Genomic DNA, 24,807 nt, shown 5'->3' on the forward strand with positions numbered 1-24,807 from the left:
AAACACCGTTCGTTAAAAATAACACTTAGAGGAAAACAACATGACCCGCCGCGCCATTGGGGTAAGTGAACGCCCGCCCTTACTGCAAACGATTCCGTTGAGCCTGCAGCATCTGTTCGCCATGTTCGGCGCAACCGTGCTGGTGCCAATTCTGTTCCACATCAACCCGGCCACGGTGCTGCTGTTTAACGGTATTGGCACCTTACTTTATCTGTTCATCTGTAAAGGCAAAATCCCGGCGTATCTGGGGTCTAGCTTCGCGTTTATCTCTCCGGTATTGCTGCTGCTGCCGCTGGGGTATGAAGTAGCCCTCGGCGGATTTATCATGTGCGGCGTGCTGTTCTGCATCGTGGCGCTGATTGTGAAAAAAGCCGGTACCGGCTGGCTGGACGTGATGTTCCCTCCGGCGGCGATGGGTGCGATTGTGGCGGTTATCGGTCTTGAGCTGGCGGGCGTGGCGGCTAACATGGCCGGGCTGCTGCCCGCGGAAGGCTCATCCCCGGATTCCACCACCATTATTATCTCGCTGGTGACGCTGGCGGTCACGGTGTTTGGTTCCGTGCTGTTCCGTGGTTTTATGGCCATTATCCCGATTCTCATCGGCGTGCTGGCGGGTTACGCGCTCTCCTTCGCCATGGGCGTGGTAGACGTGACGCCCATCCGCGAAGCGCACTGGTTCGCGCTGCCAACCTTCTATACGCCTCGCTTTGAATGGTTCGCTATCTTCACCATTCTGCCTGCGGCGCTGGTGGTTATTGCCGAACACGTGGGTCACCTTGTGGTGACCGCGAATATCGTGAAAAAAGACCTGATTCGTGACCCGGGCCTGCACCGTTCGATGTTTGCCAACGGCATTTCAACCGTGTTCTCCGGCTTCTTCGGCTCCACGCCAAACACCACCTACGGTGAGAACATCGGCGTCATGGCGATCACCCGCGTGTACTCGACCTGGGTTATCGGCGGTGCGGCAATTATCGCCATTCTGCTTTCCTGTGTCGGCAAACTGGCGGCGGCGATTCAAATCATTCCGGTGCCGGTGATGGGCGGTGTTTCTCTGTTGCTGTACGGAGTGATCGGCGCCTCCGGTATTCGCGTGCTGATCGAATCCAAAGTGGATTACAGCAAAGCGCAAAACCTGATCCTGACCTCCGTGATCCTGATCATCGGGGTGAGCGGGGCGAAGGTGCACATTGGTGCGGCAGAGCTGAAAGGCATGGCGCTGGCGACCATCGTCGGCGTGGGCCTGAGTCTTATTTTCAAACTTATCAGCATACTGCGCCCGGAAGAAGTCGTGCTTGACGCGAAAGACAACGACGCGCAGGCCTGATCGTTTCCTCGCCGGGCGGATCCTCGCCCGGTTCTAAACCTCAGCCATTCTGTGTTAGACTCGTTTCGATTTTCTGCCTGTTATGGTTGAGGTACTTCTGAATACGCCGGCACAGCTCTCACTGCCACTCTATCTTCCCGACGACGAAACCTTTGCGAGTTTCTGGCCGGGTGACAACCCTTCTTTATTAGCCGCCCTGCAGGCGGTACTCCGTCAGGATCACAGCGGGTACATCTATTTCTGGTCGCGTGAAGGCGGCGGGCGCAGCCATTTGCTGCATGCGGCCTGCGCAGAGCTTTCCCAGCGCGGTGAAGCCGTGGGCTATGTGCCGCTGGATAAGCGCACCTGGTTTGTGCCGGAAGTGCTCGACGGGATGGAGCAGCTGTCGCTGGTTTGCATCGACAATATCGAATGCGTGGCCGGGGACGAGCCGTGGGAAATGGCGATCTTCAATCTTTATAATCGCATTCTGGAATCCGGGAAAACGCGTCTGCTGATCACTGGTGACAGGCCGCCTCGCCAGCTTAATCTGCAGTTGCCTGACCTGGCTTCCCGTCTCGATTGGGGGCAAATCTACAAGCTGCAGCCGCTTTCCGATGACGACAAGCTGCAGGCGCTGCAGCTGCGCTCCCGGTTGCGGGGGTTTGAGCTGCCGGAAGACGTGGGGCGTTTCCTGTTAAAACGCCTCGATCGCGAAATGCGAACCCTGTTTATGACGCTCGATCAGCTCGATCACGCCTCGATTACCGCCCAGCGCAAACTCACTATTCCGTTCGTCAAAGAGATCCTCAGCCTGTAGTTTTCCCCGTCCGCCGACGGGGAATGTCGCGTTATACCTGGCGTAATCTTTCTGCCGCAGCGTCCAGCGTCGCTTCCTGCTTAGCAAAGCACAGGCGAATCAGCTTGTGCGGGAAAGCATCCGCGCAGAACACCGACAGCGGGATCGCCGCCACGCCCACTTCTTTGGTCAGCCACTGGCAGAAACTCACGTCGTCGAGATCGGAGATTGCGCTGTAGTCGGCCAGCAGGAAGTAAGTCCCTTCGCAGGGCAAAATTTCAAACCGGCTGTCCGCCAGCGCTTCAACAAAGCGGTCGCGGCGCGCGCGGTAGAATTCCGGCAGTTCACGATAATGTTCCGGTTCGGCACGCAGCATGTCGGCAATCGCAAGCTGCGCCGGGGTATTCACTGCAAACGTCAGGTACTGGTGAACTTTGCGCAGCTCCGCGCTGATGGCCGCCGGTGCCACGCAGTAGCCCACTTTCCAGCCCGTCATATGGAACGTTTTGCCGAAAGAGGACACAGAGATAGCGCGCTCGCGCAGCTGCGGGTGGGCCAGCACGCTGGCGTGGCCTTCTTCGTCGAAGCAGATATGCTCGTACACTTCGTCGCTCAGCACGTAGACTTCGTGCTGCGCAATGGCCTGCCACAGCGCGGTAAAATCACTTTTGCGCCAGACGGTAGCGGAGGGGTTGTGCGGCGTGTTAAGAATGACGAGGCGAGTTTTGTCGCTCAGCAGGGCAGCAAATTCTTGCCAGTCGACGCGGAAGTGCGGCGGCTGGAGAGCAATACGTTTCAGAATGCCGCCGGAAAGCGTCACGGCTGGGGCATAGCTGTCATAGCTTGGGTCAAAGCAAATCACTTCATCGCCCGGACGAACCAGCGCGGTGATGGCGGCATAAAGCGCTTCGGTGGCGCCAGCGGTGACCGTAATATCAGTATTGGCATCCGGCTTGTGGCCGTACAGCGCTTCGGTTTTCTCGGCGATGGCTTCGCGCAGGGCTGGAACGCCGGTCATCGGTGCATACTGGTTTGCGCCCTGGCTGACGTGAAACGCCAGGCGTTCCTGCAGGTAGCGCGGGCCGTCAAAATCCGGGAATCCCTGGGAAAGGTTAATCGCATTGTGCTGCTGCGCGAGGGCGCTCATTTGCGTGAAAATAGTGGTGCCGAGCGCCGGCAGTTTGCTTTCTGGAATCAAAGGGGAGTGGCTCATTATTCTTCGACCTTAACGTGGTGCGTGTGTTTCCCTGTGTTGCCGGGACTATAACACGATGTTAAGATTTAGCAATCAAGACGCTTAGACGTCTAAATAATAATGACCTCAGTTGCCAACATAACGCAGCGTTAACGGCTGGAGAGATGATGATTCGCGCCATTGTTACCGATATTGAAGGCACCACCAGCGACATTCGCTTTGTGCACAACATCCTGTTCCCGTATGCCCGCGAACGCCTCGTGGGTTTTGTTCGCGAGCAGCAAAATGAAATAGCCCCAATACTCAACGACCTGCGGGCGGAAATTAATGAACCGCAGGCGGATATTGAACGGCTGATTGAGACGTTGTTTAGCTTCATGGATGTAGATCGTAAATCTACCGCGCTAAAAGCGCTGCAGGGCCTTATCTGGCGGGATGGCTACGTGAATGGAGACTTCACCGGCCATCTCTATGATGACGTTCTGCCCGCGCTCAAGGCCTGGAAACAGCAGGGTATTGCCCTGTATGTCTATTCATCCGGCTCGGTGGCGGCGCAGAAGCTGCTTTTTGGCTACAGCGACGCCGGGAATATTACTGAGTTGTTCAGCGGCTATTTTGATACCCACGTAGGGGCCAAGCGTGAAGCGCAGTCCTACCGCAACATCGCGGCGGAGATCGGCGTGGCACCTGAGTCGCTGCTGTTCTTATCAGATATTCACCAGGAGCTGGATGCTGCACGGGAAGGCGGTTGGCAAACCGTGCAGCTTATTCGCGGCGAGGCGGATGACGTCAGCCGCCATCGCCAGGTAAACCGTTTCGACCACATTAATCTGGAGTCGTTTTCTTCATGAGCGCATTGACCATTTTTACCGATACCGAAGCAAAGGAGCCGGTATGGCACAGCACGGACGCGCAAGAAATTCGCGAGCAGTTGAACGCCAAAGACGTGCGTTTTGAACGCTGGGAAGCGAACCAGGATTTAGGCAACGACCCAACGCCGGAAACGGTGATCCACGCTTATCAGCATGCTATCGACAAGCTGGTGGCGGAGAAGGGCTATCAGAGTTGGGATGTGATCAGCCTGCGGGCGGACAACCCGCAGAAAGACGTGCTGCGGACTAAATTCCTGTCTGAACATACCCACGGCGAAGATGAAGTACGTTTCTTCGTCGAAGGCGCGGGGCTGTTCTGCCTGCATCTGGACGACAAGGTGTATCAGATCCTCTGCGAGAAGAACGACCTGATTTCCGTCCCGGCCGGGACACCGCACTGGTTTGATATGGGGTCCGAGCCGCATTTCACCGCGATTCGTATTTTTGATAACCCGGAAGGCTGGGTGGCGCACTTTACCGGCGATGCGATTGCGGATGCTTATCCACGCTTGCCGTAGGCTGTGATTGACCCTCTCCTGGCAAAGGAGAGGGGAAAATTGTGAATCTGTAGTGCGTTCTATTCCTTCTCCCCTTTGGGGAGAAGGTCAGAATGAGGGGCATTATTTCTTCGGTAAAAATACCCCATCCCGAACCTGTTCCGGCGTCACCATGCCCGTATCCAAAATCCAGCCGCTAATCAACTCTGCCGGGGTAACGTCAAACGCCGGGTTATACACGCTTGCGTTGTCTGGCGCCCACTGCACGCTGCCAAAGCTGCCCGCCACGCCGGTCACTTCACTGGCGGCACGCTGCTCAATCGGAATGGCTTCGCCGTTCGGACAATTTCTGTCGAGCGTGGTATGAGGCGCGGCAACGTAGAATGGAATGCCGTGGTAATGCGCCAGCACGGCCAGGCTGTAGGTGCCGATCTTATTGGCCACGTCACCGTTCGCGGCGATGCGGTCCGCGCCCACCCAGATGGCGTCCACCTGCTTTTTCGCCATCAGGCTGGCGGCCATGGAATCGCAAATCAGCTGGTAAGGAATACCCAGCTCCCCTAATTCCCACGCCGTTAGCCTGCCGCCCTGCAGCAGCGGGCGGGTTTCGTCCACCCAAACGCTGGCGACGTTCCCTTCGTTAAATGCCCGCTGAATAACGCCCAGTGCGGTGCCGACGCCTGCGGTAGCCAGCCCGCCGGTATTGCAGTGGGTCAGCAGGCGGCTACCGGGTTTAACCAGCGCCGCGCCCGCCTGGGCGATGTTATTGCACAGCACTTTATCTTCTGCCACCAGCCGCAGCGCCTCTTCTTCGAGCGCAGCCACAACATTTTCCTGAGCCAGCGCCTGCTTCATACGGTCGAGGTTATTCATCAGGTTTACCGCCGTCGGGCGGGACGCCCGCAGGGTTTCCAGGGCTTCAGCGAGCTGAGCTTTTGTCAGCCCTTGCTCCGCCAACAGCGCCAGCAGCAGGCTGGCGGAAAGGCCGATGAGCGGCGCGCCGCGTACGCTGAGGGCGTGAATATGCGCGACCAGCTGTGACACGGTGTGCGCCGGGAGCCAGTTTTTCTGCTGCGGCAGCGCCTGCTGATCAAGGATCCAAAGCTGGTTATCACGCACTTCCAGGCTGGTGGTTTTTAAATTATGCATTCGTGTTAATTCCATGTTGCGTTGTTGCGGTATATTGTGCCAACATGACTTCCAGATGTATAGACGTCCAAACGTCTTAATTGACTTTATTTTCTGAGAGGATCGCCATGTCGCAATACCGCACTTTTACCGCCGCTGACGCAGTGGCCTATGCTCAACAGTTTGGCGGGCTGCAGACGCCGTCTGAGCTGGTGGAGGCGCAGGAAGTGGGCGACGGCAACCTCAATCTGGTGTTTAAAATCTTTGATAATCATGGCGTCAGCCGGACTATCGTGAAGCAGGCGCTGCCGTATGTGCGCTGCGTGGGCGAGTCCTGGCCGCTGACGCTGGATCGCGCTCGCCTTGAGGCGCAAACCCTGGTGGAGCACTACCAGCACAGCCCGGAACACACGGTCAACGTGGTGCATTACGACCCAGAGTTGGCGGTGATGGTGATGGAAGATCTCTCCAGCCATCGCATCTGGCGCGGCGAGTTGGTGAAGGGCGTGTATTATCCTCAGGCGGCCAGCCAGCTTGGTGAGTATCTGGCAAAAGCGCTGTTCCACACGTCAGATTTTTATCTGCATCCGCACGATAAGAAGGCGCTGGTTGCCCGCTTTATCAACCCGGAAATGTGCGAAATCACAGAAGATCTGTTCTTTAACGATCCGTATCAGATCCACGAGCGAAATAACTACCCGGCCGCGCTGGAAGAACAGGTTGCCGCGCTGCGAAGCGACAGCGACCTGAAGTTGGCCGTGGCGTTGCTGAAGCATAAATTCTTTTCCAGCGCGGAAGCGCTGCTGCACGGCGACATCCACAGCGGGTCGATTTTCGTTGCGGAAGGTAGCCTGAAAGCGATCGACGCTGAATTTGGTTACGTGGGCCCGGCCGGGTTTGATCTTGGGACCGCCATCGGCAACCTGCTGCTGAACTACTGCGCGCTGCCGGGGCATTTTGGTCCACGGGATGCAGCCAGCCAGCGTGAACAGCGCCTGAAGGATATTCAGGAACTGTGGCTGAGCTTCTCAGAGCGCTTTACGGCGCTTGCCCGCGAGAAAACACGCGACTCGGCGCTGGCAACGGAAGGCTACGTTGAGCACTACCTGCAAAAAGTGTGGGTTGATGCGGTAGGCTTCTGCGGCACCGAACTGATTCGCCGCTCGGTTGGTTTGTCGCACGTTGCCGATCTGGAAAGTATTGAGGATGAGGCGGCGCGCCTGGCCTGCGTCAGCCATGCTATTGAGCTGGGCAAGTTTTTGATTCTGATCGCCGGGCAGGTGAATTCGGTGGATGAGTTTATTGCGAGGGTTCGGCAGAAGGGGTGAGTTTCTTTGCCTCAAAATTTATTTCAACCGTTAATCTCTTCTATGAGGGTCTGGCGAAAGGTTCCGTTCACTTCCAGCCCTGTTTCATATGTCATCACAGAGCCAGTGAATGTCTCAGGGGGATCACCGTCATTCCCCTGAGAACCCGGACTCCCGGCCAAATGAATCGACCGCGTGAGCGGCAGACCTCCGTTTTATCTCCCAGTCCTGGATCGGCTGAGATGCGTTCCCGACGCTCTCAACCTCCGGTCGTTCCCGACGGCCGGACCCTGGCCAGTCGGAGAGAAAACGAAGGCGATTTAAGCCGGAACCGTGCCTCGCTTCAATCCCGCAGCGATACGGAAAGTTCCAGTCGCTTCCAGTTCCACAGCCACGCCGTTGTCCCCGGCTCTCAGCGCCCCCGGTTATGACCCAACTCAGGCGGGGTTGAACTGTCGGGAACAGCGAAAGAGAGCGATCGTCGGGAACGAATCGCGAACGACCCCGAATGTTTGGGGTGATAGCCGGTGGGTTTACCGCTTCAGCGGCGATGAGCTCGCCGGGCGCCGGGGCTGTTCGGGGGATGGCGTTATCCCCCGGACACGTTCACCGTTTGCTGCGGTGGCAAAGATAACTTGTCGGATGGGTGAACGGAAAACTGCTTGCTGGCAGATCCTTCTTTTCGAAATGATAAAATAAAGATCTGTATTAAAGGCAATTATAGGAGTACGAGAAAGTAAATCGTAGGGCTACCCCAAATACTCAATAACCGACAACCCGCCGTTATAATCCGTGCTGTACACAATCCCTTGAGCGTCGACAAAGACATCACAGGACTGGATCACCTGCGGGCGTCCAGGGCGAGTATCCATCATCTTTTCCGGGGCGGCAGGTACCAGCGCACCTGTTTCTACCGGGCGGTACGGGTTGGAAATATCGTAGGCTCGCACGCCAGCGTTCTGATACGTCGCGAAAATTAGCGTATCGCTGATAAAGCTACCTGGGCGGTTTTCGTGCAGATTATGCGGGCCGAAATGCGCGCCTTTCGCCACATAATCAATCTCATCCGGCTGCGGGAACGTGGAGATGCTGACCGGGTTCGACGGGTCGCGAATATCGAACAGCCAAATCAGCTTCTCGCCGTCCTCCTGATTGTCCAGTACCGCTTCGTCGAGTACTACCAACAGATCGCGATTCGGCAGCGGCAGCGCCGTATGGGTGCCGCCGCCAAACGGCGGGCTCCAGTTACGGTGGCTGATGAGCTGCGGCTGAGCGCGATCGGAAACGTCCAGCAGCGTCAGGCCGCCGTCGCGCCAGCTGGCATACGCCGTGTCGCCGCTGATAATCGCGTGGTGTAGCGCATAGCGTTTGCCTTCCGGCCAGGTGGGCTGCTCGCCTGCGGCAGTGTTCATGCCCGGCAGCCACCAGTTGCCTGCCACCTGCGGATTGCGCGGGTCGGCGAGGTCGATAGTCAGGAAGATATAATCGCTAAACCCATCGATCAGCGCGGAAACATAGGCCCAGCGGCCGCCCACATACCAGCAGCGGTGGATGCCGATGCCGCTCAGCGACAGGAAGCTGATTTCTTTGGGTTTATCCGGCGTGGAGATATCAAAAATGCGTAATCCGGCGCTCCAGCCTTTGTCCTGCACGTCGCGAACCGTTTCGCCAACCGATTTGGTGTAGTAAACCTTCTCATCGGCGAAGCGCACGTCGGCAAACAGATCCCGGGCGTTAATCACCAGCAGCAGGTCGTCGTGCGCCTGCAGGTGAATATTCCAGGTACCCGGCGGCGCGGGCACGAAACCCGCCGCTTTCGGGTTTTTAGGATCGCGGACGTCCACAATCGAAAAGCCCTGCGACACCATATGGCCGATATACGCATAGCTCCGGTGCACCATTAGCTGCACGCCGTCCGGTTTTCCTCCCTGATCGCTATGGCCGATCAGCCGCATATTGCGGCTGTATTCGGGTTGTGGCAGTGCCATTGCGGAACTCCTTATTTATTTTTCGCTTCGAGCGTGGCGAACCACGGCGCGATAAAGTCGTCGGTCTGGCCCCAGCCTGGAATGATTTTGCCCAACGAAGTGACGTTGACCGGGCCAGGCTGGCTGGCTAGCAGAGCCTGTGGAATGGCTGCGGCTTTAAAGTCGTAGGTCGCAGGCGTTTGTTCCCCGGCGATCTTGTAGGCCACCAGGCGCACGTTGGTGGCACCGATCAGCTTCGGATCGACCGCCACGCTGACTTTCCACGGGCTGTTGGCTTCGCGCATCAGCTGAATGTCCTGGTTGGAAACGTCGATGCTATAGAGCTTAATTTCGGTACGGCCGTTTTCCTGCAGCGCTTTATAGGCGCCCTGGCTGAAGGCATCCCAGGTGCCCCAGATGGCATCGATTTTGCCTTTCGGGTACTTCGCCAGCACTGCGCCCACTTTGTTGGCGGTGTCGCCCTGCACGTCGGAAGAAACCGCGCCGATGGACTCCAGCTCTTTAATGCCCGGGTTGGCTTTCAGCAGTTCCTGATAGGCCGCCTGGCGGCGTTCCATCGGTGGGAAACCGGCCACCCACAGCTTGATGATGTTGGCTTTGCCGTTGAAGTCTTTGACCAACTGGCCGAAGGAGAGGCTGGTCAGCGAGGCGTCGTCCTGCTGGGTGACGGTCACGCCGGGAATGGTGCCGTTTACGGCGGTATCAAAGACCGACACCGCAATGCCTGCGGCTACGGCTTTTTTCACCAGTTCGGTGGAGTAAGGATCGCGACCCTGAGAAAGAATAATCCCGTCATACTTCTGGCTGATCGCCTGGTTCACAAAGTCCTGGAAGCGGGCGTCGTCGCCGTTGCTCAGGAACGTGCTGACCTTGAAGCCCAGCTTTTTAGCCTGTTGAACCGCACCTGCGACAAACTGCGTAGTGTTGTCGTCGGAGCCCAGGTTGCGGATCACGGCGATGCGGATTGGACCGTCGTGGGCGGCGATTTTTTCCGGCACCGGCGATGGCGTAGCGGCGTGGCCCGGCAGAGCGGCAAGCAGGCTAAGCGCCAGCAGCGAAGTTGTCAGTTTTTTCATGGTCGTTACCCTGTGTGAAGTTGTTGTTTTAGCGTCGTTGTATGTAAGTAATTGCCAGTGCGGCAGCCAGCACCAGGCCTTTAATAATGTCCATCGCGTAATAGGGCACGGAGAGCATCACCAGCCCGTTTTGCAACACGCCCAGAATCACCGCGCCTACCAGCGTGCCGAGCGCGTTAGGTTTACCGGAACCTGCCAGAGAGAAACCAATCCAGGCGGCAGCCACGGCATCCATCAGGTAGCCGCCACCGGCGTTAACCTGTGAAGAGCCAATACGTGAGGCCAGCAGGATGCCGCCCAAACCTGCCAGCAGAGAGGCCAGCACGTAGGCTGCCACGCGGTAACGGGTGGTACGAATGCCGGACAGGCGAGCCGCCTCCGGGTTGCCGCCGATGGCGTACATCCGGCGGCCATGTTTGGTCAGAGAGAGCGCGAGCTGTGCGACCAGCGTGACCACCAGCATGATGATGACGATGGTCGGCACCTGCCCGAGCAGGCCAAAGGCGGCGGGAATCGTCCCTTCCGCCATGTCGCCGCTCGGCAGCACCATGTTTTCGGTGATCGATCCACCGTAGCTGTAGGTCATCGCCACGCCCTGAATCACAAACAGGCTGGCAAGCGTGGCAAGCATGTCGGGAATTTTCAGCACCACGATCAGGAAGGCGTTGAATAGCCCGACCAGCGTGCACAGCACCAGGGTAATAAGAATCGCTTCGGTGGTGCCGAAGCCGTGCCAGACGAACAGCGAAATCACCAGCGCGTTTGCCAGCGAGGCGGTCGAGCCGACGGACAAATCAAACCCGCCCACGGTGAGCGAGATTGACACGCCGATGGCGATCACCGTCACGATGGCGATGGAGCGCAGAATATTAATGATGTTGTTCGGCTCAAGGAAACTGTCGGACGCGATGCCGAACAGCGCCACCAGGGCCACCACGGTGAGCAACATCCCCCATTTGTAGAGAAAGTCAAAGAACTGTTGGCGGCCTGACGCGCTGGCCTTAAGGGATAATGCTTTGCTCACGCGGGGGTTCCTCCGGTGGAGTAGAGTAATAAGGTTTCTTCGGTAGCCTGGTGGCCGTCCAGCTCAGCGACGATGCGCCCGTCCCACAGCACGCAGATGCGATCGCACAGCCCGACCAGCTCGGCAAATTCGCCCGAGGCGTAAATCACCCCTTTGCCACGACGGGCCAGCTTGTCAATCAGCACGAAGAGGTCGGTTTTGGCTTTGATGTCTACGCCTTTGGTTGGCTCATCAAAAATCAGCACGTCGGCTTCGTTGCGCAGCCATTTGCCGATGGCCACTTTTTGCTGATTGCCGCCGGACAGGCGGCGCAGCGCTTGCGCCGGGCCGCTGGTGCGAATGCCCAACTGCTGAATGGTCTTCTCCGCCCAGCGCCTGGCTTTGCGGTAGTCGAACAGCCCCCAGCGGGTAAACTGGCTGTCGGCGCTGACGGCGAGATTCATGGTGACCGACTCGTCGATAAAAATGCCTTCTTTGCGGCGCTCCTCCGGCACCAGCACAACGCCGCGAGTGACGGAATCCGCCGGGTCGGTCGGGCGCCAGGCCTTGCCTTTTAATTCGCCGCGATCAAGCGTGCTGCGGGTGGCGCCGAACAGCGCTTTGCAAAGCTCGGTTTTCCCCGCTCCGGCGAGGCCCGCAATGCCCAGAATTTCGCCTTTGCGCAGGCGTAACGAGATGTCGCGCAGCAGCACATCGTCATGCAGACCTTCCACTGCCAGCAGCGTGTCGCCCTCAACCGGCGGGCGGTGAGGGGGATAAATATCGTCCAGCTGGTGGCCCAGCATTTTCTCTACAATCTCTTCGCCACTGAGATGCCCCATCGGGCCGCTGTCCACCAGCTTGCCGTCGCGCAGCACCGTCATCTGGTCGCAAATGGCTTTCAGTTCATGGATGCGGTGGGAGATAAACACCACGCCAATGCCACCGCTTTGTAGTCGCTGCACGACGCGGAAAAGATGCTCGCTTTCCTGGCTGTCCAGCGGGGCGGTGGGTTCGTCGAGGATCAGAAAGCGGCAATGATGTGAGAGCGCCCGCGCCAGCAGGATTTGCTGTTTTTCCGCCAGGGTGCATTGCTCAATACGTTTTTTGACGTCGATCTCTACGTCGAGCTGCGCCAGCGCTTCTCGAGCCTGCCGGTAAATTTTCGACCAGCGGTAGACATGCCCCGTTTCGGCCAGCTTATCGAGCATGATGTTTTCCGCCACGCTCAGGCCCGGCACCAGGGCAACGTCCACTTCCTGCTGCACCAGATGGATCCCCAGCAGTTTGGCGTCACGCGGGTTGCGGATCGTCACCGTTTCACCGTCGATCAGGATTTCGCCCTGGTAACCCTCGTGCGCGCCGGAAAGCACCGCCATCAACGTGGATTTACCCGCGCCGTTTGCGCCGGTTAAAGCATGTACCGAGCCGCCCTCCAGCCGGAAATTCACCTGGCTCAGCGCGTTAAAGCCCGCGAAGGCGATAGAGATTTCTCGCATCTCAAGGCGGTTAAGCGTGGTCATAGCTGCAGCGGCTTCCGGGTTTAATGAATTGATCTGTCGAATTTTTAACGGCCTTCTGGGTTGCGGGCAATGAACGAAAAGACATAAGATAAAGCAAAATGATATTAGCCGTCCAGATGTCTGGACATATCATCGGCATAGAATATATCCCGCCAGCGAAGAAAAGGAAATGCATCATGACCAGCACCGCTATCCGCGTGGTTACCGGCCCCGCGAATTACTATTCACACCCCGGCAGCCTTGCTCGTCTGACTGAGTTTTACAGCGAAGATCAGCTGAATAACGCAGTCTGGATCTACGGCGAGCGCGCGTTTGCGGCGGCCCGGCCTTTCCTGCCGGCGGCGTTTTCGCTGCCCGGCGCGAAGCATATTCAGTTTGGTGGGCACTGCAGCGAAAGCGACGTGCAGAGGCTGGTGGCGGAGTCTGGTGAACGTCAGGTGGTGATCGGCCTCGGCGGTGGAGCGCTGCTGGATACGGTCAAAGTGGTTGCTCGTCGGCTGAATGCGCCAGTGGTGGCGATCCCGACCATCGCGGCAACCTGCGCGGCCTGGACGCCGCTGTCCGTGTGGTACAACGACGCCGGCCAGGCGCTGCGCTTCGAGATTTTCAACGATGCTAACCACCTGGTGCTGGTGGAGCCGGAAATTATCCTGCGTGCGCCGCAGGAATATTTGCTGGCCGGCGTCGGTGACACGCTGGCGAAGTGGTACGAAGCGGTGGTGCTTAGCCCGCAGCCGGAAAATCTGCCGCTGACCGTGCGCCTCGGTATTGGTGCGGCGCTGGCGATCCGCGATGTTTTGCTGGAGCGCAGCGAACAAGCGCTGGAAGATCAGCGCCAGGGCAAGTTAAGTCAGGCGTTTCTGGACGTGGTCGAGGCGATTATTGCCGGGGGCGGGATGGTGGGTGGCCTGGGCGAACGTTACACCCGCGTTGCCGCCGCGCATGCCGTCCATAACGGTCTGACGACGCTGCCGCAAACCGACCGCTTCCTGCACGGCACGAAAGTGGCCTACGGGATTCTGGTACAGAGCGCACTGCTGGGGCAGGACGATGTTCTGGCGCAGCTGACGCAGGCCTATAAGCGTTTCAATCTGCCAACAAAACTGGCGCAGTTGGATGTGGATATCCATAATCGTGCCGACCTGGATAAGGTGATTGCCCGTACTTTACAGGCCGGGGAGTCGATTCATGCGCTGCCGGTGGCGCTGTCGCCGGAGGGTTTGCTGGCGGCGCTGGAGAAGGTTGAGGCGTTGTAAAGATTTGCCCCTCACCCTCTCCCCACAGGGGAGAGGGGAAAAACCAGAAGCGACTTCGTGGTTGAGGACAACGTTAGTCGTAAAGCGAGGCACGGTTCCGGCTTAAATCGCCTCCGTTTTCTCTCCGACTGGCCAGGGTCCGGCCGTCGGGAACGGCCGGAGGCTGAGAGCGTCGGGAACGCATCTCAGCCGACCCAGGACTGGGAGATAAAACGGAGGTCTGCCGCTTCAGCGGTCGATTTATTTCGCCGGGAGTCCGGGTTCTCAGGGGAGTGACGGTGACTCCCCTGAGACGTTCACCGACGCGGTGGCAAAATATAAAACTTTACTTAAGGTGAACGGGACTTTAGCCATGTTTGCATAGAAACGGCCAGGCTTAAGGCGCTGAAGTTAACTCCCGCACCAAACTAAACGCCTGCTTCATATGCTCCTCGCTGACGATAAACGCCCTTAGCTGCTGTGCAGCGTCCATCCCTTTGGCAATCAGCCCTTGCGGGCTGGCGCTAATCTGCCAGACCAGGTCGCGGCGCTGGGTTTCTCCGGCCAGGTGCAGCGGCATCTCCGGCGTTTTCACCTTGACCAGCATCGCCGGAAGGGAAAGCGCGTCGCTTGCCCCGAGCAGGTTTTTCGCCAGCGTCATGGCACTGAGCTGAATCGGCTGCAGGAACGGCAGCACTTTGCCATCGATTTCTGCGCAGTCGCCGAGGGCGTAAATATCCGGATCGGATGTTTGCAGCTGGCTGTTCACCTTGACGCCCCGGTTCACCTCAAGCCCTGCATGCTGGGCCAGCCCAACGTTCGGGCGCAGGCCGATGGCGGACACTACCGCATCAACTTGCAGCTCACGTCCGTTGTTAAGCGTGGCGCACAGCCCTGACTCCGCCTGGCTCACCGCTTCCAGACGCTGGTTGAACAGCAGCTCGACGCCCATCTGGTTCAGGCGGGATTGCAGTCGGCCGCTAACCTCTGCCGGAAGCAGCGACGCCATCAGGTGGCTGGCGTTATCCACCAGCACAACCTCTTTGCCCGCACGGCAGAAGTCCATCGCCAGCTCGCTGCCGATCAGCCCGCCGCCGAGGATCATCACCCGCCGGGCGTCGCGCAGCCGGGCTTCACAGGCCTGATACTCCTGCTGGCTGTTGAGCGTCGTCATCAGCTCTTTGCCGGCAACGGGCGGCAGCAGGGCGGAAGAGCCGGTCGCCAGCACCAGCTTGTCGTAGCGCCACTGCTGCTCGCCGCAGTTGACCCGTTTATTTTTTGGGTCAAGGCTGCTGACCCAGCTATTGGCGTGCAGCGTCAGGTTGAACTGCTCCGCAAACGCGCCAGCCTGCTGGCGGGTCATCGCTTCGGCCCGCTGGTTTAAGCTGATGACGTGGCTCAGGTCCGGTTTGTTGTACTCGTCGGCGCTGTCGGCGGCAATCAGCCGGATTGGCACCTCTGCGCTGTGTTTGCGGATATTTTTCACCAACTGGCGGGCGGCAAAGCCTGAGCCGACTATCACAATGCCGTTGTTCATTTGGCCTCCGTTGCCAGTTCGTCGAAGACGTCTTTGCCCAGCGAACATTCAGGGCACAAGAAACTGTCAGGCACTTCGCTCCATGGCGTGCCTGGCTCAACGGCCTGCATCGGTTCGCCCTGCGCTGGATCGTAAATCCACTGGCAAACGCTGCACTGCATGCAGGGGCCGAGGTCGGCGCCGGTGGATTCTGCTTTTGCTTCTTCGGCTAGCGGAGCGACGGTGACTGAAGCCTGAGCCACCGGTAGCGGGGAGAGCGCCCACTGGCGGGCGATTTCGCGACCGTGTTCGCGGCAAAGTTCCAGGGCGTTGCCGTCCGGACGCCATTTCGCCTTCAGGCTGAGGGACATTTCAAACCCGGCGTCCTGCAGGCGGGTGGAAAGGCGATCGACCGCGCCGCCGCTCCAGCCGTGGGAGCCGAAGGCGCTGGCGCGTTTGTTGCGGAAGCGCAGCCCGGTTATCTCTTCCACCAGCCCGGCGATTTTCGGCATCATCACGTTGTTCATAGTGGAGGTGCCGACCAGCACGCCTTTGGAGCGGAACACGTTGGTCAGAATTTCGTTTTTATCGCTGCGCGCCACGTTGAAGATTTTCACCGCCACGCGCGGGTCAACTTCGTGAATGCCCTGGGCAATGGCGTCCGCCATCATGCGGGTGTTGTTCGACATGGTGTCGTAGAACAGCGTGATGCGGTCTTCCTGGTAATCGGCGGCCCATTTCAGGTACAGCTCAACGATTTGCGTCGGGTTGTCGCGCCAGACCACGCCGTGGGAAGTGGCAATCATCTCCACCGGCAGGTTGAAGCCGAGGATTTCGGTAATTTTTGGCGTTACCAGGCGGCTGAATGGCGTCAGGATGTTGGCGTAGTAGCGCTGGCACTGTTCGAACAGCTCGGTCTGATCCACTTCGTCGTTAAACAGATGCTCGTCGCAGTAATGCTGGCCGAAGGCGTCGTTGCTGAACAGCACCGCGTCGCCGGTCAGATAGGTCATCATGCTGTCCGGCCAGTGCAGCATTGGCGTTTCAACGAAGATCAGCTGTTTGCCATTGCCGATGTCCAGGCTGTCGCCGGTTTTCACCACCTTAAAGTTCCACTCCGGGTGATGGTGGTGACCATTAATGGAGTCGATGCCGTTGGCGGTGCAGTAGATTGGCGTGTGCGGGATGCGTGACATCAGCTCGGTCAGCGCCCCCGCGTGGTCTTCTTCCGCGTGGTTGATAATGATGTAGTCGAGCGTGTTAAGGTCGATTTCACGCTCAAGGTTTTGCACAAACTCGCGGCTGAACTTGTGGTCCACAGTGTCGATCAGGACAGTTTTCTCTTCGCGAATGAGGTAGCTGTTGTAGCTGCTGCCGCGTAGCGTTTTATATTCCGTGCCGTGAAAATCACGCACTTCCCAGTCACGTTGCCCAACCCACTGAATGTTGTTTTTAACCTGAATAGCCATTGAGAACCTCATTGATGTCATAGCGTTAAGTACTTCAATGACGGTGTTATTGCGAGTATCGTGCCAGTTTTATAATTTATTGATTTTTAATTATTTGTTGTTTTTTGTGTTCTTTTTTATTGTCATAATGACATTTTTGTTTTTGGTCATAATGACTCTGATGTTTGTCATTTTGACTACTTAGGCGTAAGCTGAACGCCTCGCGTTCCAGGAGCCTCCCTATGAGCCTGTCGATGTCTTCTCTCGCCGCCATTGCAATCGAACTGCAGAGCGGCATCAGCCATTCCGATCGCTTTACCCGCGTTATCCGAACCTTGAGAAAGCTGCTCGGCGGTGATGCCACGGCGCTGCTGCGCTACGAGTCGCGGCATTTTTACCCGCTGGCGATAGACGGCCTTGCCCTCGATGTGCTGGGGCGGCGCTTTGCCGTGGACGCTCATCCGCGACTGGAGGCCATTGCCCGCGCGGGTGACGTGGTGCGTTTCCCGGCCGACAGCGAGCTGCCCGATCCTTATGACGGCCTGATTCCGGACCATGAAGAACTCAAAGTTCACGCCTGCCTGGGGCTGCCGCTGTTTGCCGACCAGACGCTCATCGGGGCGCTGACCGTGGACGGCATGGATCCTTATCAGTTCGACAGCTTCAGCGATGAGGAGCTCAGGCTGATTGGCGTACTGGCGTCCGGGGCGCTGAACAATGCTTTGCTGCTGGAACAGCTTGAAAAACAAACGCCGGAAGGCACGGTGCAGCCCGCTATTGCGCGGGAGGCCGCCGGGGAGATGATTGGCCGCTCGCCGGGCATCATCCAGCTGAAAAAAGAGATTGATATCGTTGCCAGTTCCGATCTGAACGTGCTGATCACCGGCGAGACTGGCGTCGGGAAAGAGCTGGTGGCGCGCGCAATTCATGCCGGATCGGCCAGGGCGGCAAGTCCGCTGGTCTACCTTAACTGTGCCGCGCTGCCGGAAAGCGTGGCGGAGAGTGAGCTATTCGGCCATGTGAAGGGCGCATTTACCGGGGCGATTCATCACCGCACCGGCAAGTTTGAAATGGCGGATAACGGCACACTGTTTCTCGATGAAATCGGTGAATTACCGCTGGCGCTGCAGGCCAAGCTGCTGCGCGTGTTGCAGTACGGTGATATTCAGCGGGTAGGGGACGATCGCAGCCAGCGCGTGGATGTTCGGGTATTGGCCGCGACTAACCGCGATCTGCGCCAGCAGGTACTGGCCGGCGAGTTTCGCGCCGACCTGTTTCACCGCCTGAGCGTTTTTCCGCTGCACATTCCACCGTTGCGCGAGCGGGGAGAGGACATTGCGCTGCTGGCCGGTTTTTTCTGCGAGCAAGGCCGCGTGAAGATGGGGCTGAAGCAGGTTGGGCTGAGTGAATCGGCTCGGATGCTTCTGGCGCAGTATGGCTGGCCGGGAAATATCCGCGAGCTGGAACACGCCATTTATCGCGCGATTGTGCTGGCCCGCGCCGGTTACCCACAGGGCGAGCTTGTGCTTCAGCCTCAACATTTCCAGCTTGCTGGCCAGTTGGATGTGGTAGCCCACGAGCCAGAAACGCCACCTGTAGAAACCCCTTTTGCCAGCCTGCGAGAAGCGACCGATGCGTTTCAGCGCGGCCAGGTTAGGGAAGCGCTTGCCCGTAACGGCAATAACTGGGCGGCCAGCGCCCGGCAGCTCGGCGTCGATGTGGCCAACCTCCACCGGCTGGCGAAGCGGCTGGGAGTGAAATCACCCCAAGGGAGTACCTCTTAACTTCAACCGCAGATAAATTCATCATACAAACTCGTTGTTTAGCGGCGAAGCGGCGCGGATAATCGCTGTGTATTTTTATATATAACGAGGATGCTATGGCTTTGACTTCAGCACGCAGCGCGGGCGCACTGGCGCTTTGCTCACTTCTTTTCAGCGCTTCGGCGCTGGCTTCTGCCGATATTCGCGTCACCTATGCAGGTTCGATGGGCAAGGTCATGGACCAGTCCCTCGGTCCGGCCTTCGCGAAAGAAAACCACGGTGATTACCAGGGGCAGGGGCAAGGCGCTTACGGAATGGCGCGGCTGCTCGCCAGCAAGAAAATTACCGCCGATGTGTTTGTCTCCATCACCCCTGGCCCTATGCAAATCCTGAAAGATGCCGGGCTGATTGACGATGCCGTGCCGGTGGCCAGCACCAGCATGGTTATCGCCTATAGCCCGAAAGGAAAATACGCGCCGCAGTTTGCCGCCGCGAACGGAAAAGACGCCAGCTGGCTGAAAGTGCTGGCGACGCCGGGGCTGAAGTTTGGCCGTACCGATCCGTATAACGATCCTAAAGGGCAGAATATTGTCTTTACGCTGCTGCTGGCGGAAAAATATTACCAGCAGCCGGGCGTGGCGAAGCAGGTGATGGGGGAAGTACAAAACCCTGCCCAGGTCAGCCTGGAAGGTGGCCTGCTGACGCGGCTGGAGAGCGGGCAGGTTGACGCCGCCGCCGGGTACGAAAGCGAAGTGATTTCCGCCAAACTGCCGTACATCGCGCTGCCGGATGAGATCAACCTCAGCAACCCTGATGAAGCCAAACAGTGGTACGACACCGTGAGCTTCACCATCAAGGACAGCGCCGGGAAAGATCAGGTGCTGCATACCCAGCCGCTGGTCTATTACGCTGCCGTGCTGAAAAACGCCCCGAACGGCGTGCCGCAGGGGCAGAAGTTTATCGACTTTATGCGCAGCGCCGAAGGCCAGAAGCTGTTTAAAGCGAATGGCTATGCGGCACCTAAAGGCCAGGCGATTTACGCGCAATGATGCGTAGCCCGGCAATGTGGCTGTCGCTCCCGGCACTGCTTCTGCTGGCGATTCCGTTTGCGACTTTGCTGGGCGTCACGCCGTGGCACGGGTTTCATTTGGCCTGGGGAGACGGTAGCGCGATTGCCGTTTCCCTTGGGCTGGGCGGCCTGGCGCTGATGATTGTTGTCGCGCTGGGGCTGCCGGTGGCATGGTGGCTGGCCTGGGCCAAAGGCCGGCGTCGACTGCTGGTTGAGGCACTGGTGCTGCTTCCCCTGCTTACGCCGCCGCTGGCGATGGGGATTTTGCTGATTTCCGCCTGGGGGCCGTATAGCCCGGCGGGGGAGTGGCTGTCCCGCTTCGGGCTGACGCTGGTGAATAACCCCGGGGCTTTCGTGCTGGCTCAGGTTTACGGCGCGCTGCCTTACTTTATTACCGCCGCCCGTTCCGCGTTTGCCGCGGTGCCGAAAGAGATCCTTGAAGCCGGGCGCACGCTCGGGGCCTCGCCCTGGCAGCGCTTCCTGCGCCTTGCTTTGCCGATATCCGCGCCGGGACTTGCGTCGGCGCTTGCCGTGGCCTGGGTTCGGGCCATCGGTGAATTTGGCATCGTGATGATTTTTGCCTATTTCCCTCAGGGGATCCCCGTCAAGCTGTATACCAATCTGCAAAACGACGGCGTGGATGCGGTTTATACTTTAGTATGGCTGCTGCTGCTGTTCACTTTGCCTCTGCCGATTATCTGCTTTGCTTTTGCCCGGCGAAAAGCGGCGCATTAGGGCTGTCAGGTTGCCGTCGGGTTGATGTCGTGTCGCTGTCGTGTTGAAGTGGCGCGGGCTGAGCCATAGTCAGGGCGGGTTAAATCATTTGAGGATCTCCAGCCATGAGTAACAACATTAAAGCGTTGCGTTTGTCCCGCGCCTGGTCCCAGGAGCAGCTGGCCGAACTCTCTTCCCTGAGCGTCAGAACCATTCAGCGCATTGAAAATGGTGGGCAGGCGAGCCTGGAAACCATGAGCGCGATTGCAGCGGCGTTCGATCTTAAAGTGACGGATTTGTACGACGGTAATGAGCCGGACTGCGAGCCAGAGGATGCGCTCAATACGCGCATTCTTGAAGCTAAGCGCCGCGTGGCCCGCGAGTATCGCTTCTACCGTTCGGTGCTGGTGTGGGCGATTGTGTGTACCGGCCTGGCCGTTATTAACTGGCTGACTTCGCCGGGCCACTATTGGTTCCAGTGGGCAACGCTGATTTGGGGCGCGCTGCTGGTGATGGGCGGCCTCCGCCTGTTCCTGCTGAAGGGCTGGCTGGAGAAACGCCAGCAGCAGCGCCTCCAGCAGCTGTTGCGGAAGTGATCAGTTCACAATGCGGTTGCGGGCAATCCAGTCGATAAAAGCCTGTTTCGGCAGGGCTTTGCTGTAAAGCCAGCCCTGCCCCCAGGCGACGCCGTGTTCCCGCAGCCACGCCGCCTGCGCAGCCGTTTCAATCCCTTCGGCGAGCGTTGCCAGATGAAGCGTTTTCGCCATTTCAATGATGTACGGCGTGACGTTTTTGTACTCCAGCGCGTCAACGAACGATTTGTCTATTTTCAGGATATCGACGTCGAGATCCTGCAGGTAGCTTAGGCTGGAATAGCCGGTGCCAAAGTCATCCAGATAGATAGGATGACCCGCTTCGCGGTATTTCGCCACAATCGGGGCGCTCACCTTAGGGTTGGCAAAGCCTCGCTCGGTAATCTCCAGCGCTATTTGTTCCGCTTTGACCTGATACTTCAGCAGCAGCGGCCTGATGGCCAGCAGCACCCTGTCGTTAAGCACGTCGCTCGGGGAGAGATTGATTGAAATATGGTGCCGAGGGTGGGCGTGCAGCCAGTCACCGAGATCGGCGAAAGTCTTTTTAATCACCAGATCGGTGATCTGCGAAATAAGCCCGGTCTGCTCGGCAATGGGAATGAAGATGTCCGGGCTGATGAAACTCCCGTCCGGTAAGCGCCAGCGAAGCAGCGCTTCTGCACCTACGCCTTCACCGGTTTTTAAATCAACGATGGGCTGATATTCGAGGCTAAATTCCCGGCCTCTGATGGCGTCCTGAATACGCGCCTGCGGGGATTCAAGACGGCGCAGCAGGCGAGTGATGAACCAGCCTGCGCTAAGGCTAACGAGAATACCTATTGGCAGCCAGATGACCAGTTGCTTATACCAGGCCGTTTGCAGCGGAGCACTGGACGCCCAGGTTATCAGGGCCAACCCGGACGCCGGAGAGCGGAGAATGACATAGTCGTTTTTCCCGTCGGAGTAAGTTGTCACGCCCTTTGCTACCTGACTTTCCCAGCTGTTGTTGGGCAACCCGGCGTTACTGGCAATCAGTCGATTACGCGCCAGGCCAACCAGGGCAACGTTGACCGGCGTATTGCCAAGAGGAATGACGTCAATGAAGGCCTGCGGATCGATAACCACCACATGATCCTGGTTACCGATGTATATCATTGGGCGCTGAAAACCCAGATCGGTGACGTCGGTGTACCAGGCGAAGAAGCCCCGTGTGCTTTGCGTATCGGGTGGGCCAAGCTTAATGCCATGGTGTGCTGCTTCAAGGGAAGAGCATACGGCCCGGTCGCCGACGAGATAGACGACTTCCTGGATGTAGAGATAATCAAAAGCGACGCGGCGCATGGCATCCAGATGGCTGGCAGAGCAGTGCTGGCCGCGAAAAGCGTTGATTTGCCTGAGTGCCATGTTGGCCTGGCTAAAAACTTTGTCGCTGCGGACCATCCCACGATCGGCGTAATTTTCAAGCTCGTTATGGAAGTTTTTCTCGGCTTTGTTATGGGCCAGATAAATGCTAAGCAAGATGGGCAGCAGCACTGCCACGATCAGTACGCCATTGACGAGGGTGACCCTTTTTTGGCTTGTCATAAGTGGGTTCCGGCGTAAGGGGTAAATGTCAGGGATAATTTACCTGCCAGCATAGTTCACCGGGCACAGGAATGTTATGTTTCAGCGCAAAGGTTAGGAGCCCGCGATGAAAAAGAAAGACTTTGTGACCCAGGATTTACTGAGCAAAATTTATCAGCACAGCGAGCCTGGTCCACGCAAATTGCCGCCTGAGCGGCAGCTGGCTGAAGAATATGGGGTTTCTCGCTTTACCATTCGACAGGCGCTGGAAAAACTGGTCAGCATTGGCGTGGTTTCCATTATTCAAGGGTCCGGGATCTGGATTAACGAGCAGGCCCGCAGCAGTCCGCTGGTGTATAACTCGATTACCGAAAAGTCTTTCGACCGCATTACGTTTCGGCTGATTAGCCTGCATAAAAAGCTGCCCGACCGCGACGAACAGCAGGTTTTTGGCCTTGGCGCCGGGGAGTTTATCTGGCAGTTTTGCCGCCTGCGCCTGGTGGATGGCCAGAAAGTACAGATTGAAACGTCGCGCCTGCCGGCTAAAGATTTCCCCGACCTCAACCAGAAGGCGATAGAAAGCTCTTTACAGCAATATGTCCTGAGCAAGGGGTTTCGTATTTCGCATTTACTGACCCGCTACCAGGCCGTTGCGGTCAATAAAGAACAGGCCCAGCTGCTCGAATGCAAGAAGGGCCAGCCCGCGATGCAAATCAGTAATCGCGGCATTCTGGAAGGGGGACGGGTGTTTGAGATCAGTGATATCGTCGATATCAACTATTCCTGCACCTACGTTATCCCCTTCAACCACGCTAATCTCGCCCGCCGTAAAACGTCTTAAGGCGTGTGGATCGCGCCGTTGGGCAGGCGGCTTTGCGTCCATTCGTGCGGGCGATATTCCACCGGGAAGCGTTCAGCCTGCTGCTGGTCAAACCCCACGCCAATGCCCGATTTTTCCAGCGGATACATATAGCCTTTTTCCGCAGCCGGGGCGCCGGGGAAGACGGCGGCGGTGTTCTCTTTGACGGGAATAAACTCCTGAATCGCCGCGTTATGCAGGTGAATGTTCAGGTGCGTATTCACCGCAACCGCAATCGGCGTCATGTCCGGTGGCCCGTGCCAGGCGAGGCGCACGCCAAAGGCCTGGCAGAGCACCGCCAGTTTTAGCGCCGGGGTGATCCCGCCGATCTGCGAAACGTGGCAGCGAATAAAATCGATGCGGCGGTTCACGATCAGGTCATGCCATTCCGCCGGGTTGTTGAACAGTTCGCCCATCGCCAGCGGCACGGAGGAGTGCTGGCGCACCTGTTCCAGCCACGCGCTTTGCTGCGGCGGCAGAATATCTTCGATAAACCACGGCTGGTAAGGCTCCAGCGCTTTCGCCAGTTGAATGGCCTGCTGGGGGAATAACCGCTCGTGAACGTCGTGCAGGATATGGAAGCGGTGGCCGTATTTCTCACGCAATGCGCGGAACATTTCCACCGTGTTAGCCATGTATTCGTCCTGGTCGTAATACGCGCCGGGCGTGGGATCTTTGGTCTGGTGCATACTCTGAGGCGTGCCGCCATAGAACCCCAGCTGGCAGCGGATGTAGCGGTATCCTTGCGCCAGCAGCTTATCCACTTCCTGATAAAGCCCTGCAAGCGTTTCACTGGCGGCGTGGCTGTAAACGGCGATGGCATCCTTCGATTTGCCGCCCAAAAGCTGGTAAAGCGGCATATTCGCCAACTGGCCTTTGATGTCCCACAGCGCCATATCCACGCCGGCGATGGCGTTGTTCATGACCGGGCCGTTTCGCCAGTAGGCGTTGACGGTCATCATCTGCCACAGGTCTTCAATGTGGTTGGCGTCGCGGCCAATTAACAGCGGCTTGAGGTATTCATCGACCAGGGTTTTTACCGCCAGCGGCCGCTGCTGGAAGGTGGCGCAGCCGAGGCCGGTGACGCCTTTGTGAGTGGTGACGCGGACCGTGACCAGGTTGTGCCGGTCCGGTTTAGTAATAAAACATTCAATATTTTCGATAATTGTGGGTAGCACGAGAAAGCTCCACCGTCAGGCTGAGATAAACACAGTGAATTAAGTTCTGCTCTTACTATCACCCTATTTTTCTCTTCGGGTAAACGCTTTTTTGACTCTTTTTTATTGGTCAGTTATTTCACTTTTAAAGGCCATAAAACCGTACCAATTGCTGTTGTTGTTCTTTTGTTTTGGCTATTTGTGACGATTGTCATGT

At 57.9% G+C, this 24,807-nt stretch carries 21 protein-coding genes; 11 read left to right on the forward strand and 10 right to left on the reverse strand.

Going from position 1 to position 24,807, the window contains the following annotated elements:
• Nucleotides 1-40 precede the first annotated feature (40 nt).
• The gene (gene uraA, locus F3J26_RS00630; RefSeq protein WP_166990535.1) at nucleotides 41-1,327 is read left to right on the forward strand and encodes a uracil permease; all 1,287 of its coding nucleotides are present in this window, start codon (nucleotides 41-43) and stop codon (nucleotides 1,325-1,327) included.
• A gap of 97 nt (nucleotides 1,328-1,424) precedes the next feature.
• On the forward strand, nucleotides 1,425-2,126 hold the full coding sequence (locus tag F3J26_RS00635; RefSeq protein WP_213715630.1) for a DnaA inactivator Hda: 702 nt from the start codon (nucleotides 1,425-1,427) through the stop codon (nucleotides 2,124-2,126).
• A 31-nt stretch (nucleotides 2,127-2,157) separates the two neighbouring features.
• On the opposite strand, the gene F3J26_RS00640 is transcribed toward F3J26_RS00635, so the two are convergent.
• Nucleotides 2,158-3,318, reverse strand: a complete 1,161-nt coding sequence (locus F3J26_RS00640; RefSeq protein WP_166990538.1) for a methionine aminotransferase — start codon at nucleotides 3,316-3,318, stop codon at nucleotides 2,158-2,160.
• Nucleotides 3,319-3,467: 149 nt separating this feature from the next.
• Here F3J26_RS00640 and mtnC point away from each other — a divergent pair, with 149 nt between their 5' ends.
• Both mtnC and F3J26_RS00650 read left to right on the forward strand, forming a co-directional pair.
• Nucleotides 3,468-4,151, forward strand: coding sequence for an acireductone synthase (gene mtnC, locus F3J26_RS00645; RefSeq protein WP_166992869.1), 684 nt, complete (start codon nucleotides 3,468-3,470; stop codon nucleotides 4,149-4,151).
• The gene (locus F3J26_RS00650) at nucleotides 4,148-4,690 is read left to right on the forward strand and encodes a 1,2-dihydroxy-3-keto-5-methylthiopentene dioxygenase (RefSeq protein WP_008459357.1); all 543 of its coding nucleotides are present in this window, start codon (nucleotides 4,148-4,150) and stop codon (nucleotides 4,688-4,690) included. The genes mtnC and F3J26_RS00650 overlap by 4 nt, the downstream gene beginning before the upstream one ends.
• 102 nt (nucleotides 4,691-4,792) lie before the next feature.
• Here the strand turns inward: F3J26_RS00650 and mtnA are convergent, their stop codons facing one another.
• Nucleotides 4,793-5,818, reverse strand: coding sequence for an S-methyl-5-thioribose-1-phosphate isomerase (gene mtnA / locus F3J26_RS00655; protein ID WP_166990541.1), 1,026 nt, complete (start codon nucleotides 5,816-5,818; stop codon nucleotides 4,793-4,795).
• 107 nt (nucleotides 5,819-5,925) lie between these two features.
• Between mtnA and mtnK the strand changes: the two genes are divergently transcribed.
• The gene (gene mtnK, locus F3J26_RS00660) at nucleotides 5,926-7,125 is read left to right on the forward strand and encodes an S-methyl-5-thioribose kinase (protein ID WP_166990544.1); all 1,200 of its coding nucleotides are present in this window, start codon (nucleotides 5,926-5,928) and stop codon (nucleotides 7,123-7,125) included.
• A gap of 728 nt (nucleotides 7,126-7,853) precedes the next feature.
• Here the strand turns inward: mtnK and F3J26_RS00665 are convergent.
• Genes F3J26_RS00665 through F3J26_RS00680 form a run of 4 tightly spaced genes read right to left on the reverse strand, consistent with a single transcriptional unit; the run spans nucleotide 7,854 to nucleotide 12,694 of the window.
• The gene (locus F3J26_RS00665; protein ID WP_166990548.1) at nucleotides 7,854-9,092 is read right to left on the reverse strand and encodes an LVIVD repeat-containing protein; all 1,239 of its coding nucleotides are present in this window, start codon (nucleotides 9,090-9,092) and stop codon (nucleotides 7,854-7,856) included.
• An 11-nt stretch (nucleotides 9,093-9,103) separates the two neighbouring features.
• A complete protein-coding gene (locus tag F3J26_RS00670; protein WP_008460349.1) occupies nucleotides 9,104-10,168 on the reverse strand; it encodes a sugar ABC transporter substrate-binding protein in 1,065 nt (354 codons plus the stop codon).
• A 28-nt stretch (nucleotides 10,169-10,196) separates the two neighbouring features.
• Nucleotides 10,197-11,192, reverse strand: a complete 996-nt coding sequence (locus F3J26_RS00675) for an ABC transporter permease (protein WP_008460348.1) — start codon at nucleotides 11,190-11,192, stop codon at nucleotides 10,197-10,199.
• A complete protein-coding gene (locus F3J26_RS00680; RefSeq protein WP_166990551.1) occupies nucleotides 11,189-12,694 on the reverse strand; it encodes a sugar ABC transporter ATP-binding protein in 1,506 nt (501 codons plus the stop codon). Before F3J26_RS00680 ends, F3J26_RS00675 begins: the two co-directional genes overlap by 4 nt.
• A gap of 176 nt (nucleotides 12,695-12,870) precedes the next feature.
• Here F3J26_RS00680 and F3J26_RS00685 point away from each other — a divergent pair, with 176 nt between their 5' ends.
• Nucleotides 12,871-13,950 (forward strand): oxidoreductase, encoded by a 1,080-nt coding sequence (locus tag F3J26_RS00685; RefSeq protein ID WP_166990554.1) that lies wholly within the window; start codon nucleotides 12,871-12,873, stop codon nucleotides 13,948-13,950.
• A gap of 376 nt (nucleotides 13,951-14,326) precedes the next feature.
• On the opposite strand, the gene norW is transcribed toward F3J26_RS00685, so the two are convergent.
• Together norW and norV are read right to left on the reverse strand one after the other, a co-directional pair.
• Nucleotides 14,327-15,466: an NADH:flavorubredoxin reductase NorW gene (norW, locus tag F3J26_RS00690; protein WP_166990557.1), complete on the reverse strand. Its 1,140-nt coding sequence runs from the start codon at nucleotides 15,464-15,466 to the stop codon at nucleotides 14,327-14,329.
• Entirely contained in the window at nucleotides 15,463-16,914 is a 1,452-nt protein-coding gene (norV, locus tag F3J26_RS00695) for an anaerobic nitric oxide reductase flavorubredoxin (RefSeq protein ID WP_166990561.1), read from the reverse strand. Before norV ends, norW begins: the two co-directional genes overlap by 4 nt.
• Nucleotides 16,915-17,135: 221 nt before the next feature.
• Between norV and norR the strand changes: the two genes are divergently transcribed.
• The 4 genes from norR to F3J26_RS00715 all read left to right on the forward strand — a co-directional run bounded on the left by norR (nucleotide 17,136) and on the right by F3J26_RS00715 (nucleotide 21,035).
• Complete coding sequence (gene norR, locus F3J26_RS00700) at nucleotides 17,136-18,677, forward strand: nitric oxide reductase transcriptional regulator NorR (RefSeq protein ID WP_166990564.1); 1,542 nt, start codon at nucleotides 17,136-17,138, stop codon at nucleotides 18,675-18,677.
• A 95-nt stretch (nucleotides 18,678-18,772) separates the two neighbouring features.
• Nucleotides 18,773-19,705, forward strand: coding sequence for an extracellular solute-binding protein (locus F3J26_RS00705; RefSeq protein ID WP_008460339.1), 933 nt, complete (start codon nucleotides 18,773-18,775; stop codon nucleotides 19,703-19,705).
• Nucleotides 19,702-20,460, forward strand: coding sequence for a molybdate ABC transporter permease subunit (locus F3J26_RS00710; RefSeq protein WP_166990567.1), 759 nt, complete (start codon nucleotides 19,702-19,704; stop codon nucleotides 20,458-20,460). The genes F3J26_RS00705 and F3J26_RS00710 overlap by 4 nt, the downstream gene beginning before the upstream one ends.
• Before the next feature lie 104 nt (nucleotides 20,461-20,564).
• On the forward strand, nucleotides 20,565-21,035 hold the full coding sequence (locus F3J26_RS00715) for a 2TM domain-containing protein (protein ID WP_166990570.1): 471 nt from the start codon (nucleotides 20,565-20,567) through the stop codon (nucleotides 21,033-21,035).
• Here the strand turns inward: F3J26_RS00715 and pdeB are convergent, their stop codons facing one another.
• Nucleotides 21,036-22,595: a cyclic di-3',5'-guanosine monophosphate phosphodiesterase PdeB gene (gene pdeB / locus F3J26_RS00720; protein ID WP_166990573.1), complete on the reverse strand. Its 1,560-nt coding sequence runs from the start codon at nucleotides 22,593-22,595 to the stop codon at nucleotides 21,036-21,038. It lies immediately after the preceding gene.
• Between the two features lie 106 nt (nucleotides 22,596-22,701).
• Between pdeB and F3J26_RS00725 the strand changes: the two genes are divergently transcribed.
• Nucleotides 22,702-23,415 (forward strand): GntR family transcriptional regulator, encoded by a 714-nt coding sequence (locus F3J26_RS00725; RefSeq protein ID WP_008460334.1) that lies wholly within the window; start codon nucleotides 22,702-22,704, stop codon nucleotides 23,413-23,415.
• Here F3J26_RS00725 and F3J26_RS00730 read toward each other — a convergent pair.
• A complete protein-coding gene (locus tag F3J26_RS00730; RefSeq protein WP_166990576.1) occupies nucleotides 23,412-24,611 on the reverse strand; it encodes an enolase C-terminal domain-like protein in 1,200 nt (399 codons plus the stop codon). The genes F3J26_RS00725 and F3J26_RS00730 overlap by 4 nt on opposite strands.
• Nucleotides 24,612-24,807 lie beyond the last annotated feature (196 nt).

It is taken from the genome of Enterobacter sp. Ap-867, assembly GCF_011752855.1.
GTDB lineage: Bacteria > Pseudomonadota > Gammaproteobacteria > Enterobacterales > Enterobacteriaceae > Cedecea.

Excerpts from the sequence above, each read along its gene's own strand:
- pdeB (WP_166990573.1), bottom strand. The coding sequence starts at position 22,595 with ATGACAAGCCAAAAAAGGGTCACCCTCGTCAATGGCGTACTGATCGTG.
- F3J26_RS00680 (WP_166990551.1), bottom strand. The coding sequence starts at position 12,694 with ATGACCACGCTTAACCGCCTTGAGATGCGAGAAATCTCTATCGCCTTC.
- F3J26_RS00665 (WP_166990548.1), bottom strand. The coding sequence starts at position 9,092 with ATGGCACTGCCACAACCCGAATACAGCCGCAATATGCGGCTGATCGGC.
- mtnA (WP_166990541.1), bottom strand. The coding sequence starts at position 5,818 with ATGCATAATTTAAAAACCACCAGCCTGGAAGTGCGTGATAACCAGCTT.
- F3J26_RS00670 (WP_008460349.1), bottom strand. The coding sequence starts at position 10,168 with ATGAAAAAACTGACAACTTCGCTGCTGGCGCTTAGCCTGCTTGCCGCT.
- mtnK (WP_166990544.1), top strand. The coding sequence starts at position 5,926 with ATGTCGCAATACCGCACTTTTACCGCCGCTGACGCAGTGGCCTATGCT.
- F3J26_RS00705 (WP_008460339.1), top strand. The coding sequence starts at position 18,773 with ATGGCTTTGACTTCAGCACGCAGCGCGGGCGCACTGGCGCTTTGCTCA.
- F3J26_RS00650 (WP_008459357.1), top strand. The coding sequence starts at position 4,148 with ATGAGCGCATTGACCATTTTTACCGATACCGAAGCAAAGGAGCCGGTA.
- norW (WP_166990557.1), bottom strand. The coding sequence starts at position 15,466 with ATGAACAACGGCATTGTGATAGTCGGCTCAGGCTTTGCCGCCCGCCAG.
- norR (WP_166990564.1), top strand. The coding sequence starts at position 17,136 with ATGAGCCTGTCGATGTCTTCTCTCGCCGCCATTGCAATCGAACTGCAG.
- F3J26_RS00710 (WP_166990567.1), top strand. The coding sequence starts at position 19,702 with ATGATGCGTAGCCCGGCAATGTGGCTGTCGCTCCCGGCACTGCTTCTG.
- F3J26_RS00725 (WP_008460334.1), top strand. The coding sequence starts at position 22,702 with ATGAAAAAGAAAGACTTTGTGACCCAGGATTTACTGAGCAAAATTTAT.
- F3J26_RS00640 (WP_166990538.1), bottom strand. The coding sequence starts at position 3,318 with ATGAGCCACTCCCCTTTGATTCCAGAAAGCAAACTGCCGGCGCTCGGC.
- norV (WP_166990561.1), bottom strand. The coding sequence starts at position 16,914 with ATGGCTATTCAGGTTAAAAACAACATTCAGTGGGTTGGGCAACGTGAC.
- uraA (WP_166990535.1), top strand. The coding sequence starts at position 41 with ATGACCCGCCGCGCCATTGGGGTAAGTGAACGCCCGCCCTTACTGCAA.
- mtnC (WP_166992869.1), top strand. The coding sequence starts at position 3,468 with ATGATTCGCGCCATTGTTACCGATATTGAAGGCACCACCAGCGACATT.
- F3J26_RS00715 (WP_166990570.1), top strand. The coding sequence starts at position 20,565 with ATGAGTAACAACATTAAAGCGTTGCGTTTGTCCCGCGCCTGGTCCCAG.
- F3J26_RS00685 (WP_166990554.1), top strand. The coding sequence starts at position 12,871 with ATGACCAGCACCGCTATCCGCGTGGTTACCGGCCCCGCGAATTACTAT.